Source organism: Pantoea sp. alder81 (assembly GCF_020179835.1).
GTDB lineage: Bacteria > Pseudomonadota > Gammaproteobacteria > Enterobacterales > Enterobacteriaceae > Pantoea.
In genome coordinates, this window is the sequence record NZ_JAIUDA010000005.1 from 320812 (window position 1) to 335790 (window position 14979).

Consider the following 14979-nt stretch of genomic DNA (forward strand, 5'->3'; position numbering starts at 1 on the left):
TGAAGTTTGAAGCTACATCAGTTCGATGCCAAATCGCTTCAGCAGCGTTGCCCAAAGAAAAAACAGCAATATGGTTAATACACAACTCGCCACCAACGTGGGCCAAAATCCCCAGCGCTGATACAGAAATGGGAAAGCGACAAACATCGGCAAGGTTGGCACCACGTACCAAAAAGTATACCAGGCGTGGCTGGCGATCTTTGCCTGACTTTGGCCTTCCAGTTTCATCCAGATCAGTACCAACACGGTGACAAGAGGCAGCGCCGCTATCAATCCTCCCATGCAATCGCTGCGTTTCGCCATTTCTGAGATCATCACCACCATGCCCGCCGTGATGGCATATTTCACGATTAACCACAGCATGGTGCGCTCCTACTTCAAATACGAACGGATGACGCTAACGATCTCTTCCAAATCCTGGCTACGTTCTGCTTCGGTAGCAGCGTCATTCATCAGGTGCTCTTTGATATGTCCTTCCAGCAATTCAGCCATCAGGCCGTTCACTGCGCCGCGTACCGCCGCCACTTGCTGTAGCACCTTGAAGCACTCTTCGCCTGATTCCAGGGCTTTCTCTAATGAAGCGGCCTGTCCTTTTATGCGCCTGACGCGCGTAAGCAGACTCTTCTGATGCTTGAGTGTATGGCCCATTCTCGGCTCCTGTTGATCTTAATGTATACTGGGGTATAGTATATTTTCTTTGAATTTTTAGATTTTACGGCACTGCAATGCCGCTTTCAACTTATCACGACACGGGATGCCTTCCATGAATGATTTCGCTGCCCTGCTGAGCCAGGGCACGTCTAACGCGTTGCTGTTTATCCCCAGCGCCATCCTGCTTGGCGCTTTGCATGGCCTGGAGCCGGGTCACTCTAAGACCATGATGGCGGCATTTATCGTCGCCATTCGAGGCAGTGTTCGCCAGGCGGTGATGCTGGGTCTGGCGGCGACCTTATCCCACACAGCCGTCGTATGGCTGATTGCGATGGGTGGGATGTACATCAGTCGGCAGTTTACAGCTGAAGCTGCCGAGCCCTGGCTGCAGCTGGTTTCTGGCTTCATTATCATTGCAACAGCCGCCTGGATGTTCTGGCGTACCTGGTCTGAGGCGCAAGCGTGGCACCAGCACCACGATCACCAGCACGGATCTCAGCATCATCATGAGCACGGGCATCATGAACATCACCATGAACACAGCCATCACCATGAGCAAGGGCATCATGAGCATGAACATCACTATGAGCAAGAACATCACCATGAACAAAACCATTATCATGAGCACGGGCGTCATGAGCATGAACATCACCATGTACACAGCCATCATCATGAGCATGAGCATCATCCCGAATTAGCCGGGTTTGCTGAAGGTTCTCAAGAATACCAGGATGCACACGAGCGCGCGCACGCAGAGGATATCCGCCGACGCTTTGACGGCCGTGAAGTCAGCAACCTGCAGATTCTTCTCTTCGGCCTGACAGGAGGGCTGATACCCTGCCCCGCAGCGATCACGGTTCTCCTTCTTTGCCTGCAGGTGAAACAGTTCAGCCTGGGTGCGGTACTGGTGGTGTGTTTCAGCATCGGCCTGGCGCTTACGCTGGTTACCGTCGGCGTTGGCGCTGCACTAAGCGTTCGCCATGTCACCCGACGCTGGAAAGGTTTCGCCGATATCGCGCGCCGTGCTCCTTACTTTTCCAGTGCTCTCATTGCCATCGTGGGTGTCTATATGATGTTCCACGGCTATAGCGGCCTTTCCCAGTAAGGAATATTTTCTATGTCAGTGAAATCGCCTTGTATCGATGTATGTATTTTTGAAGGGAAAAACGGCTGGTGTCGTGCCTGTGGACGCACACGTAACGAGGCGCAGGAGTGGCGTAAAATGTCACCTTATCACCGCAAGGCGATTGAGCGTGCATTGAAAGATCGCGTTGCGACGTTACAAATAAAATAGTCAGGCGTGTCGTTCAATCATGCGCACCAGCTTATTCACTGCCGGTGTGCGTTCACGTTTACGATATAAGAACCAGATTGATGAAGGAATAACGGCACCGGGTATTTCGCGATAAGTGATACCCGGCAATTTTAGTTGAGTCACCAGGATCGCCGGTATAACCGCAACACCATTACCTAATGCAACATTCGCCAGCACTTCATTCAAACTGCCCGCCGACCAACTGCGGTTCAGTATAAAACCACCGCGCTGGGCAAAGGTCACGGTGCCAGAAGCCTGTTCGGGCAAAATAAAAGTCTCTCCTTTAAGTTGCGCGGGTTCGATGGGTTGGTCTTGCGCAACCAGCGGGTGATTATCTGGCAACGCCAACGCGAAATGATCCTGTTCGACTTCTATATATCCAACATCGGCAGGCAACGGCACAGGACCGCGCACGAAGGCAACATCGATGGTGCGTTCACTGACCTGAGTGGCCAGGGTATCCATCACTGATTCACGTGCATTGATTGAAATATCCGGCGCGCTGGCGCTAAAGCGCGTTAATAATCGCGTTAAAATGCCCGACAACAGCGCTGATGCAACATAGCCCACGCGGATATAGCCGCGTTCACCGCGCGCGGCACTACGCACGCGGGCTTTAGCCTGTTCCGCATGTTGTAAAGTTTCGCGTGCTTCCTGCTGGAAAATTTCTCCAATCTGAGTCAGTTCTACCTTGCGTTGAGTTCGGTAAAATAACGGCGCCCCTAATTCTTCCTCTAATTGATTAATCTGCACTGATAGCGTCGGTGTAGAAATATTCAGATTCTCTGCCGCTACGCCATAATGCAACGTTTTTGCCAGTTCCAGAAAATAACGCAGGTGCCGCAATTCCACGCTTCATCTCCTTTTTACTTTGCCAAATGAACATACCGATCATTACCTGAAGCGGAAACTTCAGCAATAAAAATGTTGTTAGTTTTTACCTAACAATAACTTTAATACCATTTATTGATTGGTCACCGTGATGGATTCAAGCTGATGTGCAATAACTACCTTGTTCGCCGGAGAAGAGATGTCCACTGCCACACTTGCACTCGATCATCGCCATCTAAATCGTGTTTTACTCGTCGCTTCAATTGGGTGCGCATTAACGGTGATCGACACCAATATCGTCGGTGTGATGTTGCCCACCATCGCCAAAGGTTTACACGCTTCTTTCGCCGACATGGAATGGGTCATCGGTGCTTACGTGCTGAGCTTTTCTTCCCTCCTTTTGCCCGCAGGATCGTTGGCAGATAAATTTGGCCGCCGCCGTATATTTCTCGGTGGCATTCTGCTTTTCGCGCTGGCCTCACTCGCTTGTGGTATGGCAACCAGTGTTTTGACGCTCAATATAGCCCGAGCAGCTCAAGGGATTGGCTCTGCATTTCTGCTGGCGCCGGCGCTGGCACTCATTGCGCACAGCTTTCGTGATAGCCATGCTCGTAACCGTGCCTGGGCGATTTGGGGCGGTGTGATGGGATTAACCATGGTGCTGGCACCGTTGGCCGGGGGCGTGATAAGCACCTTGCTGGGCTGGCGCTGGACATTTTTCGTTAATATCCCCATTTGTGCCCTGCTGATGCTAGCCGTCACGCGCCACATTGATGAATCCAGGCATGAAAACGCGGGAACACTCGATCTACCTGGCATCGGGCTGTTTATCGCTGGCATGTTCTGTCTAACCTGGGCGTTGATACTGGCACCGCAACACGGCTGGTTGAGCCGCGAAGTGGTAGGCAGATTGTGTCTTGGCGCACTGTGGTTTGCGCTGTTTATTCGCGTCGAACGTGGCAAAAGCAGTCCGATGCTGAACCTGCAACTTTTTCGTTCGTTACCCTTTAATGGCGCGGTATTGGCGATGTTTGCCTACGCTGCCACGGCGCAGGTCATGACCTCTTTGTTGCCCCTGTTATTACAGAACATAGAAGGAATGACACCGTTAATGGCGGGAGCAGGCATGCTACCTTTCGCTTTGGCGATGCTGCTGTTTCCCGTTGTCGCGCGCTGGCTCGGCAAACGCCTGCATGCCGCCACCTTGCTGGCTCTCGGTTTGGTTACCGTCTCCTTTGGCAACCTGGTAATCGCTACCGCTGTGTCTCATCACCACCTTCTACTGAGCCTGGCGGGTATGGCAATACTCGGCAGCGGCGGCGGGCTGCTCAATGGTGAAACCCAAAAAGCAATCATGGCAACAGTGCCTCCGCAACAAGCGGGAATGGCATCCGGCATCAGCACCACAGCCCGTTTTTCCGGCATTTTGTTAGGATTCGCCACCCTCGGCGCGATTCTGGCGGCCAGCACTCAGTGGCATTTGCAATCCGCGATGCAACAGGCGCACCTGGCTCTGAAGCCCGGGTTTAGCGCGCAGGTTATCGCCGGTGACTTCAGCCATGCGCTGGCGATGTATGACGCCATTCATCAGGTCTCGCTGGGGCAACTCGTCATAAACAGCTACGCCGATGGGTTTGCCAGCATGTTGCTGTGTGCCGCCGCATTTGCCCTGTTTTCCGCCATCGTCGTGCTCTGTTCGGCGCTTAATACGCGTCAGCAAGCGACTCAATCCCAACGCTAATTTTTTACGCGTGGGATCGACTGTCTCACGCATCACCCATCCTTGTTGAGGAGCATTAATGAAGAAGTTAATCACCGTACTCTGCTTAAGCAGTCTGCCGCTGTTAGCCCATGCGGCGGAGTTCTCGCTGAAATCGATAGACTTTGCCGATAACGGCGTGATGAAGAAAGCATTGGGTGGCAACGATAAGCACAACCTGTCTTGTAGCGGCGAAAACATCTCGCCCGCTCTCAACTGGTCCAATCCGCCCGCAGGCACTCAAAGTTATGTCCTACTGCTGACCGATCCGGCTGGCGCTAAGGGTTTGGGAGTGACACATATGCTGGCATACAACATTGATGCTACACGCAAAGCATTCCAACAGGGTGAATTAAGTAAGGGAGGAGATTTCAGCTATGGCACCAACACACCTGGCACCCAAAGCTATTATGGCCCTTGCCCACCCGCTGGCGCGGGCTATCACCACTATAACTTTGTGATGGTGGCAACCAATCTTGCAAAAGGCAGCTTACCTGCGGGATTGAGCCACACTGAGTTAGTCGAAAAATTAAAAGGCCACGCGCTGGGCTCAGCCAGTTTGGTTGGACGCTTAAGCAATTGATTGAAGCGGGTCGCCGTCCTGGCGACCCCGCTGAGTCAGTGACGAATAGCACAACCACACTGCGACATTTCTCCCGGCACATATTTTCCGTGATGGGAGTGGCGAACTTGCAACTCACCTTGCTGCCAATCGTTGCCGGTATCAGCACGACTTTCCAGTAAGCGATTAAGTGCTTCGTTGACCAGCAAATCACGACGCTGTGCCCAAGTGGTCAGATGCCAGGTTGAGGCACGCGCTTCATCCACATCGTCAAAGCCGACGACTGCCACGTGTGCGCCCTGCCCAAAATCGCGCACGGCCTGTAATGCGCCAAACGCGAGCACATCACTCTCACAGAACAATGCGTTAATCCGTTCCGCAGCACGTGTTTTCTTCAGATAAGTCATCATTGCCTGATAGGCCAATTCGCGATCGTTAGCCCCCGCCGCCAGCTGAATGTTCAGTGTTTTGTGTTCCGCCTCAAGGCTGGAAACCAGACCTGCCATTTGACGCGCGGGTTCGGCCTGCTCCTCACTGTGCATAAAGCCAAAGCGCTGATGTCCTTGCGACAGTAACAATAAACCCATCTCAGCACCCGCATCGAAACCATCAGCCATAACGACCTTAGCATTAGCCTCACGACTTTGGCTTAGGTGCACTGTCGCCACGCCAGGCAAAATGTTAGCTGCGATATGCAATTCATCATCAAACTGGGAAGTCAGAAACACCAGCCCCGCCAGCGGGAAAGATGCGGCATTCTGCAACGTCCGTTGATAGCTTTCTGGTGAATCAACATTCAATAACAGCGTCACTAAACCACGCGCATTTAACTGGCGCGTCATTTCATTCAGCAGCGTGACGGTATTAGGGTTGGTGAATTCATCGCTGATGATGCCGATGATATTGGGATTAACTGCCATGAACGGGCTCTCCTGCAACTTAGCGTGCGGTCATTATTTTGTAGGTAACGTAAGACACCTCACGTTACCCGAATAAGCCGCTATCGCCAATCATCAGACTTGCTGCCCATTCTGATTTTTAACGTCGGGTCATGGCGAGGCGAATCCCCAGGCCAATGAAGGTCACACCGACGATACGATCCAAAAGTTTTTGCAGCGTAATGTTGCGTGACACCGCAGTCGCAGCACCGCCCGCCAGCAGGGCAAACGTCACATCAGTGATCAATCCAATCACTGCATAGGTCAGTCCCAATACCAGGAATGAACTCGCATGATAATCACCATCGACCACCACGAATTGCGGGAAGAAAGAAATGAAAAATAACAGTACCTTTGGATTAGTGATGGACGTAATAAAACCTCGTACTAATAGATTACGTGTATTAGTACGCGGAGCCTGAACCTGAGAGCTGCTTTCCTGCGATTTGGTGATGAAAGTTTCCCACACCATCTTGCTGCCTAAATAAATAAGATAAGCAGCCCCGATATATTTAATCACTGTAAATAACATCGGCGAGGCGGTGATTAACGCCGTTAAGCCTATTGCACTGGCCAACGCATGAGTACAGCTTCCTAGCGCCACACCACTCGCCGATATCACGCCGCTTCGGCGTCCATTGGCCATGCTTTGCCCGACAACATACGCGAGGTCCGGACCCGGCGTGATACACAGCAGGAATACCGAAATGAGGAACAGGGGAAAATGGATGATATCCAGCATATTAACTCCTTGTCGATGTGGGATTTGATTGTATCGTGATGACGTCAGATATCCATTTCTAATATTGAGCACGTATTGCGCCAACCGTAATTTTGACCCGCTACAGTTTATCACAGGTATTACATTTAACTTCGAGGATAAACGGTGACATCAATAACACTTCGTGTGGCGCGCCCGGTTTCAAATTTGGCGTTGAGCCGGGATATGTATAGTCAGGGTTTGCGTCTGAATATTCTTGGTTCGTTTGAAGGCCACCAGGGATTCAATGGCGTCATGTTAGGCGGTGTGGGGCTGGCCTGGCATCTTGAATTTACTGAATGCATAGAACATCCGATCATCCCACGGCCCACGCCAGAAGACTTATTAGTTATGTATCAACCAGTTCAGGAAAAATGGCTGCAGATTTGCCAACAGATGGCCGCTAGCGGATTTAAACAGGTGACTTCTTTCAATCCTTATTGGGAACAACAAGGACATACTTACGAGGATCATGATGGCTATCGCACCGTGATTCAGTGTCAGCAATGGCCCTAAATTAACGGTTTAAGCGTGATCAGGGCGCCTAAGCGCCCTTTGGCTTTTACTCTTCCAGTAATACAGAGAAGCCGCCGTAAATCATCCTTTTACCATCAAAAGGCATGTTTTCGCCCATCTCTTTCATTCGCGGATCGGACATCATTTTCTGATTGGCAGCATCACGCACTTCGCGTGAGGGATATTCAATCCAGCTGAATACCACCGTTTCACCCTCTTCCGCTTTTACTGACATATAAAAATCCGTGAGCTTGCCCTCGGGCACGTCATCTGCCCAGCACTCCACAATGCGTGTCGCCCCAAACTCTTTAAACAGCGGCGCCGCTTTGGCCGCCATAGCACGGTAATCCTCTTTATTGACTTCCGGAACCGCAACGACAAAACCATCTACGTACGACATAGGCTATTTCTCCGTCGTGCTGTACACGGCCGACACTGACCGCAGAGTAAAGTGTACAAATGATGTGTAAATTGTGAGCAACTGCAGTGCTCAAACTGCGTGTTGTCTCGCAGATTCCTGCCTGAGGCTGAAATTGCGTTACACTGTGCACCTCGATAGTTACGCCATCAGGATAGTTATGCGCATTACCATTGAATCGGCCGATCAGCCATTCATTCACCGTTTGCTCGGTGAAGAGATAGAGCAAGTGGATACCCAATCCGGCGATATGCGTTTGCAACAAGCCCTCGACATCGCTCGCCAACAAAAAAATCACGAAGCGGAACTCGACTGGAAACGCAATGCGGTATTTTTAGCGCTGTTTATTTTCCTTTATGCCGTTTTGGGCGCGTCGTTGACGCTGGATCTCACCGCACAAGCACCCAGCCACAAAAGTTTGGTGTATGCGTTGGAAGCTGTTCCCGTGCTGATCGCGTTTTCCGGTCTGTTTGTTTCGTTGTTATTTCTGTTCTTCACCCGCAGTAGCGCACGTCGCCTGCGCAGTTGGGATCAGGGCATATTTGTGCTGGAAAAATATGCTGGCACCAATCTCTACAAGCAAATCAATGAGATGGGGTCTCGCACCACCAACTATTCACAGTCGTCCATTAACGTTGCGCTTGCCCTGTTCATTTGTGTGACCTGGGTGGTGATGTACAACTACTTTACCTTCACCACCAGTGGCGTGATAGGTAGCGTAATTTCCTTGTTCATCACCACCATGACCTACGTGATTCTCGATATCCAGTTGCTGAAATCAGGCACATCTATCGCCATTGATGAGCCGCTGATCCCCGCTGATGAAGAGAAAGAGAAGAAATAACGCCATGCATCAGGTGGCCTGAGGGCCGCCTTGTTTTTAATTGCCTATAATCATGCTGACATATCCTTTGATACGGATCAGGATCGATTAAGGAGCAGTAATGAAATTATGGCCAATCGCCGCACTCGCCGCGTTATCGTTAACGCTCGTTGCCTGTAAATCCCCGACGCCACCGAAAGGTGTCACGCCCATCAGCCCTTTTGATGCCAACCGCTATTTGGGCAAATGGTACGAAATCGCCCGTCTGGATCATCGCTTTGAGCGCGGCAAAGATCATGTCACCGCCACTTACACTCCTCGCAACGATGGCGGCATAACCGTGCTGAATCGTGGATATGATCCGGTTAAAAAGGAGTGGAGTGAGAGCGAGGGCAAAGCTTATTTTACCGGTAAATCAGATACCGCAGCGCTCAAAGTCTCCTTCTTTGGCCCGTTCTATGGCGGCTATAACGTGATTGCATTGGATGATGATTATCAATATGCGTTGGTGAGTGGTCCAAATCGCGGTTATTTATGGATTTTGTCGCGAGAGCCTAAAATCCCGGAACAGGTGAAAAAGCAGTATCTGGCAATCGCTCAAAGACTTGGGTTTAATGTTGATAAGCTCATCTGGGTGGATCAGGGTTAAAAGTGCACTCAGGGACAACGTAAATTTAATCTCCCATCACTGCTTTGTTCAGCATAACCAGGCTTAGATACTGGTTATGCTGCAGTGTTGGTGTTTACAACAGTGAATTAGCGCACTCCTAAGCACTTACTGTCTTACAAAGCCTCACTGCTTAGTCCTTATTCGACAAACGAGACAAACCTCGTAATTGCAGCAACTGAATGATTGAATTAAGTCCTTATATATTAAGCATATGACCTTCTATGCATTAATTGCATTTACCCCTGCAGTCTTGCCCTCTCAAAAAACCTGCTAAAATACCTCATCGTCTGAATTTTTATGCGCATCAAGCACCATTTAATTAAATAGCAAATTCGCCAGCCATTCTTATTTATCTATCAATACGTTGAGTCAACGCATCAGGCCGCTGTTAACTTTTTTTCATTATCTCATTGCAAGTGGTGAGGGAAAAATGAATGAAATAACAGGAGGATACCCTGGAATAAGCTTAAAATTATTATGGGGTTTTCTGCTTTTATCCGCGCTACTTTCGCTCTGCTGTTCCGCGAGCGAGGTTAACCTTTATTCAATTAATACAGGATCCTTTGTTTATCACCTGACGGATAATCATGGACAATATACTGAAAACTTTGAAAATAACTTCTTCTCTGTTGAAAGAAAGTTGTCCGAAGACTCTACTTATAGCGTGCTGATAGGCACCATGAAAAATAGCTTTGACGATCGCTGCCTTGCTTTAGGCGTCAGAAAAGACTGGAAAACCTGGGATAATGGCTGGACTTTTAAGGGTATTTACGGCTACACCGGTGAGTTTTTTTTCGATGCATTTAAGGATTGTGGCGATCACGGTTCCTACCATGACTTCAAAAAAGCCACCGGAATAGGATTCTCACCCTATATTTATCATGGCTTTCAATATAATTTCACACCCTATTTCGGCATTGAATCGGGGATTATTATCCCCTCAGTATTTGTCATCACCATTCAATGGAGCTTCAGATAAACACTGAGCTCTTTAATTTAAAGTGCTGACTTTTCAAGCCATTCAGCGATGACAGAGGTCAGTCTAAGAGGTTGCTCAAGGGGCAGCATATGGCCACTGTCACCGATAATTTCCATATCGCCCCCCAATGAAGTGACAATCTCTCGGGATTCTTCAAGACCGCGCAGGCCATCCCCTTCAGATGCAATGACCAATATTGGGCAGCTTACCGGTTGCTGCGTGACACCTTTGCGATCAAGCATGGCTTGTGTTCGAAAAACATTTGCACCGAGATGTTTCCCCATAACACGAATTTTATCAATTAGTTGTGCATCATTCTGCCGAGAAGGATGCAGAGATGGCTTCACCACCGCCTGGCTAAAGCCATTAAAATCACCCATCAATGCCGTTTGTGACGCCTTATCCAGTAATTCGCGTTGTTCTGGCGGATCTTCACGGAGAGAAGTGGCAACCAAAACCATACCTGCAGTTCGCTCGGGAAAGGCTTCGGCGATGGCTCGCGCCACATAGCCTCCAAGTGAGAAACCGACCAAAATAAAGCGCGGCGGCAAGGTGGCCACGATATTGCAGGCATATTCGGTGATGCTCTCGCCGCGACTTAAGCTGGCTCTGATACAGGTTCTGTCATCCGGATAGGCGCGAACAAAATCATCCCAAAGTGTTTCATCCAGCATGAAACCTGGAATGAGTACGAGGGGTAAAGTTGTATTGTTCATCCGTGAATCCTTAATTGTGAGTAATTAATGAGATTACGTGACGTCAGGTCCGTATACAGGCTGTGGCTTCACAACATCTCGAATATTCTGTGGATAATGCCAGTCCAGGTGACTATCATCAACCCACCCTACTCACTACTGATAAATAAGGAGGATTACTATGCCATCGTGTGAATTGTTTATTTACTCACACTTTTATAGTAATTGGCCGCGCTCAGCTATCTCTGCATTCGTGCTGCGATAATCCGCCTGAGCGAAGTTAACTACATCTCATCCCTTCCTCCGGCTTACCGGGTTGTCGTCAGCAGTTTTTGACGTCGGGCGTTCGCACGCCTGCAACTTATGAGTAAGCACATGAGCACATTACTATCCGCACACGCTGTCGGCTTTGATAACGCCTTCGGTACCCTATTTCACGACATCCATTTCAGCCTGAAAAAAGGCGATCGCATTGGCCTGCTAGGTGATAACGGCACGGGTAAAAGCACCCTGCTGAAAATCCTGAGCGGAGAACTTGAAAGCAGCCAGGGCAGCATTACCTTAGCCAATCACTGTCTTCTGGCGCGAATTGAGCAGCATCTTCCCTCTCAACTCCAGCAAGCCACGCTGCTTGCAGGTGTTATTGCACGTCTGCCAGAGCAGCAACAGATCAGTGATGCCTGGCGCGCAGAAGCATTGCTTTCTTCGTTGGGGTTCGATGCTGAACAGCAGACCCAAACGGCAGCCACGTTGAGTGGCGGTCAACACATGCGGTTATTGCTGGCGCGTGCGCTCATCCTTCAGCCCGATCTGCTGTTACTGGATGAACCCAGTAACCATCTGGATCTTCCAACGTTGCTCTGGCTCGAGCAGTTCCTGATAAGTTGGAAAAGCAGCTTTGTGCTGGTGTCACATGACAGTACCTTGCTGGACCAGGTCACCAACTGTAGCTGGATACTGCGCGATCAAACCCTGCAATTCTTCCGTCTGCCCTGCTCTGGAGCACGGCAAGCGCTGGCACAGCAGGATGAAACCGATGCACAACGTTTCCAGGCAGAGGAGAATGAGATTGATCGTATTGAAAAGAGCGCCAAACGACTGGCGATTTGGGGACGCACTTACGACAACGAAGGGTTGTCACGCAAAGCGCAACAGATGGAAAAGCGCGCCAATTGGTTGAAGGAGGCGCAAACCACGTTGACCGACGGTAGCCTGTGGCGACTCAAACTGCAGGGGGAAGCGTTGGATGCCGATCGCGTTCTGGCCCTGCCTGAGATGAGCATCCGACCTGCTGACAACGCCACTGCGTTATTTACATTCCCCAACCTTCAGGTCAAAAGCGGTGACCGCATCGCGGTCGTTGGTCGCAACGGCAGTGGGAAATCATCACTGCTGCGTCAACTCTGGCTGGAATACCAACGTGAAACCACCAAGCTGTTTCACCCGCGCGCAAGGCTCGGCTATTACGATCAAAGCCTTTCGCAATTACAGGATGAAGAGAGCCTCAATGAGGCACTGGCGCATTTCGCACCACTGAGTGACGACCAGCGAAAGATGGCTCTGATAGGCGCTGGATTCCCCTATCTGCGCCATCAGCAATTGGTTGGCTCGTTGAGTGGCGGTGAACGCTCACGTCTGCTGTTCGTTGGGCTGACATTGGCCCGCTACTCGATCCTGCTACTGGATGAGCCCACTAACCATCTCGATATGGTCGGCAAAGAAGAGTTGGCGGAAGCACTCAATCAGTTTGAGGGCGCGGTGCTGCTGGTGTCGCACGATCGCAATTTGATTGCCAGCAGTTGCAATCGCTTTTGGCTGATACAGGATCAGCAACTGGGCGAATGGCATGAGTTTGCACAAGTCATTGAACTGATGGGGGCCGAACAACCGCTAGAAAAGCCTGTCGCATGCGTTAAGCCCGTGGCGGCCGAATCGCATAACGACGAGGAGGCACTACTGTTGGCCTTGTGCGATTTAGAAAGCAAGCTGGATGAAGATATGATGCGAAAGCCTAAGCATCAAAAACCGACGCTGCAGACACAATGGCGCGATGAGATTGCGCAGTTGAAACAGCTGCTGGGGATCTCGTAAGCGTTCTGCCGATGAAAAAGCCCCTACGATGTTTTGATGCAGTGTCGTAGGGGCATAATCGGTGGCGACTGAAAGGTTGCTTTGCGAATCTATACCAGAGCGGCGTTCAACACCTGCGCCGCTCGCTTTAACTGATCTGCCGGATTGCGTCCAATCAATACATACTGGTATCCACTGCGATGCCACCACACCAGGTTCATACCGTGGCGCTTCTCCTGCGCCAATGCGCTCTGCTGAGCATGATCTTCCCGCGAAATACACAGTGCCATCGGACCATAACTGCTGTGATTCCAGGCGATTTGTGTGATTAGCGAATCGTCATAGCGCAGCATACGCACGCTTTTCAAACTCGCTTCAGGTAGCGTCAATTGCTCTGCCGTCAGGCGCAGATCGAGGTCGCGCGCCGTGCGTTGTAATGAACGCGCTAACACCTGTGGGGAGCTGTCGACATCCGCCAGGGTCTCAGGACTGTAGAGCGACATGTATTGTGCTTCCAGCTCACGAATACGCTCACTTTCGCCCTGTTCGGCTTTTGCGACGGGCCTGGCCCAAAAACCTATCCCGCTGCCCACCAGCAGAAAACTCACTGAGGCAGCGATCAATGCACGACGGCTAACCTGTGCAGCAGCTTTTATCGGCGCGGGCGGCGTGTTTTCGAGCAGATACGACAGCCGTGACTCCATACGTTCCAGCGGTGCGTCATCCAACATTGGCGCGAACGCATCTGCAAAGGGTTGGTTACTTTTCATAAGCTCAGCTGTCCGTGCTGACAGGGTTTCACTGCGCTTTAATTCGGTTTCAAACGCCTGCGCATCCTCCACGCGCATTTCGCCATCCAGCCAGGCAACGATAGCTTCATCGGCATAGGGCGAGGTAAATCGTGGTGCATTCACAAGCGTTTCTCCTGTACCGCAGGCCGCGCTGTCACTGCGCTGGCTAAAGTGGTGCGTGCCGCAGCGAGGCGGCTCATGATGGTTCCAATCGGTACGGCCAGCGTGTCGGCGGCTTCCTGATAGGTGAAGCCCTCGACATATACTAAAAATACCGCGTTGCGCTGCGCCTCTGGCAACTGCCCGACACGCTGCATCACTTTGGCGTACTGCATGCGCTGTTCATTGTGTTGCTGATGATCGGGAGCGAGCAATTCATCACTCTCCACGAATCCCTGCCCCATGCGGACTCGCTGCGCGCGCAGTTCGTTAATCCACACCGAGTGCAGCACGGTAAACAGCCAGCGATCGATGCGAGTGCCTGGCGTGTATTGGGCGCTGCGTTCCAGCGCCCGCACACAGGTGGATTGCACCAGTTCTTCGGCCACATCTTTGTTGCGCGATAACACCATCGCATAACGCCACATACGCGTCAGATGTGCCGCCAGATGTTGACGGACTTCAGTGCTGGTGATATTTACGTCCTCCGTCAACCGGGCTCATCAGGACTCCGGATGACCATTAATGGCCGCGTGTAAATCCTGATACTCTTCACAATTCACACCGCACAGCGATTTGATAATAGTGAGCTGCTCTTTAGCCAGATCGGGACGGCCTTTGATCATCCAGGCTTCACCTAAATATTCACGCACTTTGGCATATTTGGGGTCCAGCGCGATCGATTTCTGATAGTAACTCATCCCTTCATCGGTGCGGCCCAGTTTACGTGTGGCGTAACCGCGATAGTTCCATGCCTCTTTGGTGTTCTGATTGTGCAGCGTGTCCAGTAACGTCAGCGCAGCCTGGTACTCGCCCTTTTTCGCCAGGTGGTAGGCGTAATTGGTTTTGTCCTCGTCGCTCAGCATGCTGGTTTTTTCCGACATGCAGGATTTAGTCTTGCTGTCATAAACCTGCCCTTTCGGACAGTCCGGGGTTTTCTTGTCGCTGTCGTCATCGCCCATGGCGAATGCTACCGGTGCATGTAACGCCATCAGCAATACCGGCACGGCAAACCAGCGAACCTGATTCATCATTTTCATCA

The 14979-nt window shown here is 51.0% G+C and carries 19 protein-coding genes; 9 read left to right on the forward strand and 10 right to left on the reverse strand.

The window, feature by feature from the left end; genetic code table 11:
- Nucleotides 1-12 precede the first annotated feature (12 nt).
- The gene (locus LBW88_RS16215) at nt 13-363 is read right to left on the reverse strand and encodes a DUF3147 family protein (protein ID WP_224933071.1); all 351 of its coding nucleotides are present in this window, start codon (nt 361-363) and stop codon (nt 13-15) included.
- Nucleotides 364-372: 9 nt separating this feature from the next.
- Entirely contained in the window at nt 373-648 is a 276-nt protein-coding gene (locus tag LBW88_RS16220; protein ID WP_224933070.1) for a metal/formaldehyde-sensitive transcriptional repressor, read from the reverse strand.
- Between the two features lie 115 nt (nt 649-763).
- On the opposite strand from LBW88_RS16220, the gene LBW88_RS16225 reads away from it, so the two are divergent.
- Both LBW88_RS16225 and LBW88_RS16230 read left to right on the forward strand, forming a co-directional pair.
- Nucleotides 764-1756 (forward strand): nickel/cobalt efflux protein RcnA, encoded by a 993-nt coding sequence (locus LBW88_RS16225; protein WP_224933069.1) that lies wholly within the window; start codon nt 764-766, stop codon nt 1754-1756.
- Between the two features lie 12 nt (nt 1757-1768).
- Entirely contained in the window at nt 1769-1945 is a 177-nt protein-coding gene (locus LBW88_RS16230; RefSeq protein WP_224933068.1) for a DUF1289 domain-containing protein, read from the forward strand.
- Here LBW88_RS16230 and LBW88_RS16235 read toward each other — a convergent pair whose 3' ends face one another.
- Complete coding sequence (locus LBW88_RS16235; RefSeq protein ID WP_224933067.1) at nt 1946-2818, reverse strand: LysR substrate-binding domain-containing protein; 873 nt, start codon at nt 2816-2818, stop codon at nt 1946-1948.
- A gap of 178 nt (nt 2819-2996) precedes the next feature.
- Between LBW88_RS16235 and LBW88_RS16240 the strand changes: the two genes are divergently transcribed.
- Nucleotides 2997-4538, forward strand: a complete 1542-nt coding sequence (locus LBW88_RS16240; protein WP_224933066.1) for an MFS transporter — start codon at nt 2997-2999, stop codon at nt 4536-4538.
- A gap of 58 nt (nt 4539-4596) precedes the next feature.
- Nucleotides 4597-5139: a YbhB/YbcL family Raf kinase inhibitor-like protein gene (locus LBW88_RS16245; RefSeq protein ID WP_224933065.1), complete on the forward strand. Its 543-nt coding sequence runs from the start codon at nt 4597-4599 to the stop codon at nt 5137-5139.
- Between the two features lie 35 nt (nt 5140-5174).
- Here LBW88_RS16245 and LBW88_RS16250 read toward each other — a convergent pair whose 3' ends face one another.
- Both LBW88_RS16250 and LBW88_RS16255 read right to left on the reverse strand, forming a co-directional pair.
- On the reverse strand, nt 5175-6038 hold the full coding sequence (locus tag LBW88_RS16250) for a substrate-binding domain-containing protein (protein WP_224933064.1): 864 nt from the start codon (nt 6036-6038) through the stop codon (nt 5175-5177).
- Between the two features lie 118 nt (nt 6039-6156).
- Nucleotides 6157-6798 carry a LysE family translocator gene (locus LBW88_RS16255; RefSeq protein ID WP_224933063.1) on the reverse strand — a complete coding sequence of 214 codons (642 nt, stop codon included), beginning with the start codon at nt 6796-6798 and terminating at the stop codon, nt 6157-6159.
- 144 nt (nt 6799-6942) lie between these two features.
- Here LBW88_RS16255 and LBW88_RS16260 point away from each other — a divergent pair, with 144 nt between their 5' ends.
- Nucleotides 6943-7332 (forward strand): VOC family protein, encoded by a 390-nt coding sequence (locus LBW88_RS16260; RefSeq protein ID WP_224933062.1) that lies wholly within the window; start codon nt 6943-6945, stop codon nt 7330-7332.
- 46 nt (nt 7333-7378) lie between these two features.
- Here the strand turns inward: LBW88_RS16260 and LBW88_RS16265 are convergent, their stop codons facing one another.
- Nucleotides 7379-7732, reverse strand: coding sequence for a DUF1428 domain-containing protein (locus tag LBW88_RS16265; RefSeq protein WP_224933061.1), 354 nt, complete (start codon nt 7730-7732; stop codon nt 7379-7381).
- Between the two features lie 178 nt (nt 7733-7910).
- Between LBW88_RS16265 and LBW88_RS16270 the strand changes: the two genes are divergently transcribed.
- The 3 genes from LBW88_RS16270 (at nt 7911) to LBW88_RS16280 (ending at nt 10222) form a co-directional block, all read left to right on the forward strand.
- A complete protein-coding gene (locus LBW88_RS16270; protein WP_224933060.1) occupies nt 7911-8594 on the forward strand; it encodes a hypothetical protein in 684 nt (227 codons plus the stop codon).
- Between the two features lie 100 nt (nt 8595-8694).
- A complete protein-coding gene (gene blc / locus LBW88_RS16275) occupies nt 8695-9222 on the forward strand; it encodes an outer membrane lipoprotein Blc (protein ID WP_224933059.1) in 528 nt (175 codons plus the stop codon).
- A gap of 451 nt (nt 9223-9673) precedes the next feature.
- Nucleotides 9674-10222: a hypothetical protein gene (locus tag LBW88_RS16280; RefSeq protein ID WP_224933058.1), complete on the forward strand. Its 549-nt coding sequence runs from the start codon at nt 9674-9676 to the stop codon at nt 10220-10222.
- Between the two features lie 17 nt (nt 10223-10239).
- On the opposite strand, the gene LBW88_RS16285 is transcribed toward LBW88_RS16280, so the two are convergent.
- Entirely contained in the window at nt 10240-10938 is a 699-nt protein-coding gene (locus tag LBW88_RS16285; RefSeq protein WP_224933057.1) for an alpha/beta fold hydrolase, read from the reverse strand.
- Nucleotides 10939-11292: 354 nt separating this feature from the next.
- Between LBW88_RS16285 and LBW88_RS16290 the strand changes: the two genes are divergently transcribed.
- Nucleotides 11293-13008, forward strand: coding sequence for an ABC-F family ATP-binding cassette domain-containing protein (locus LBW88_RS16290; RefSeq protein ID WP_224933056.1), 1716 nt, complete (start codon nt 11293-11295; stop codon nt 13006-13008).
- Nucleotides 13009-13097: 89 nt separating this feature from the next.
- On the opposite strand, the gene LBW88_RS16295 is transcribed toward LBW88_RS16290, so the two are convergent.
- The 3 genes from LBW88_RS16295 to LBW88_RS16305 form a co-directional block, all read right to left on the reverse strand.
- Nucleotides 13098-13901, reverse strand: coding sequence for a hypothetical protein (locus LBW88_RS16295; RefSeq protein WP_224933055.1), 804 nt, complete (start codon nt 13899-13901; stop codon nt 13098-13100).
- Nucleotides 13898-14365 carry a sigma-70 family RNA polymerase sigma factor gene (locus LBW88_RS16300; protein ID WP_230599210.1) on the reverse strand — a complete coding sequence of 156 codons (468 nt, stop codon included), beginning with the start codon at nt 14363-14365 and terminating at the stop codon, nt 13898-13900. Before LBW88_RS16300 ends, LBW88_RS16295 begins: the two co-directional genes overlap by 4 nt.
- 75 nt (nt 14366-14440) lie before the next feature.
- Nucleotides 14441-14977, reverse strand: coding sequence for a tetratricopeptide repeat protein (locus LBW88_RS16305; RefSeq protein ID WP_224933351.1), 537 nt, complete (start codon nt 14975-14977; stop codon nt 14441-14443).
- Nucleotides 14978-14979 lie beyond the last annotated feature (2 nt).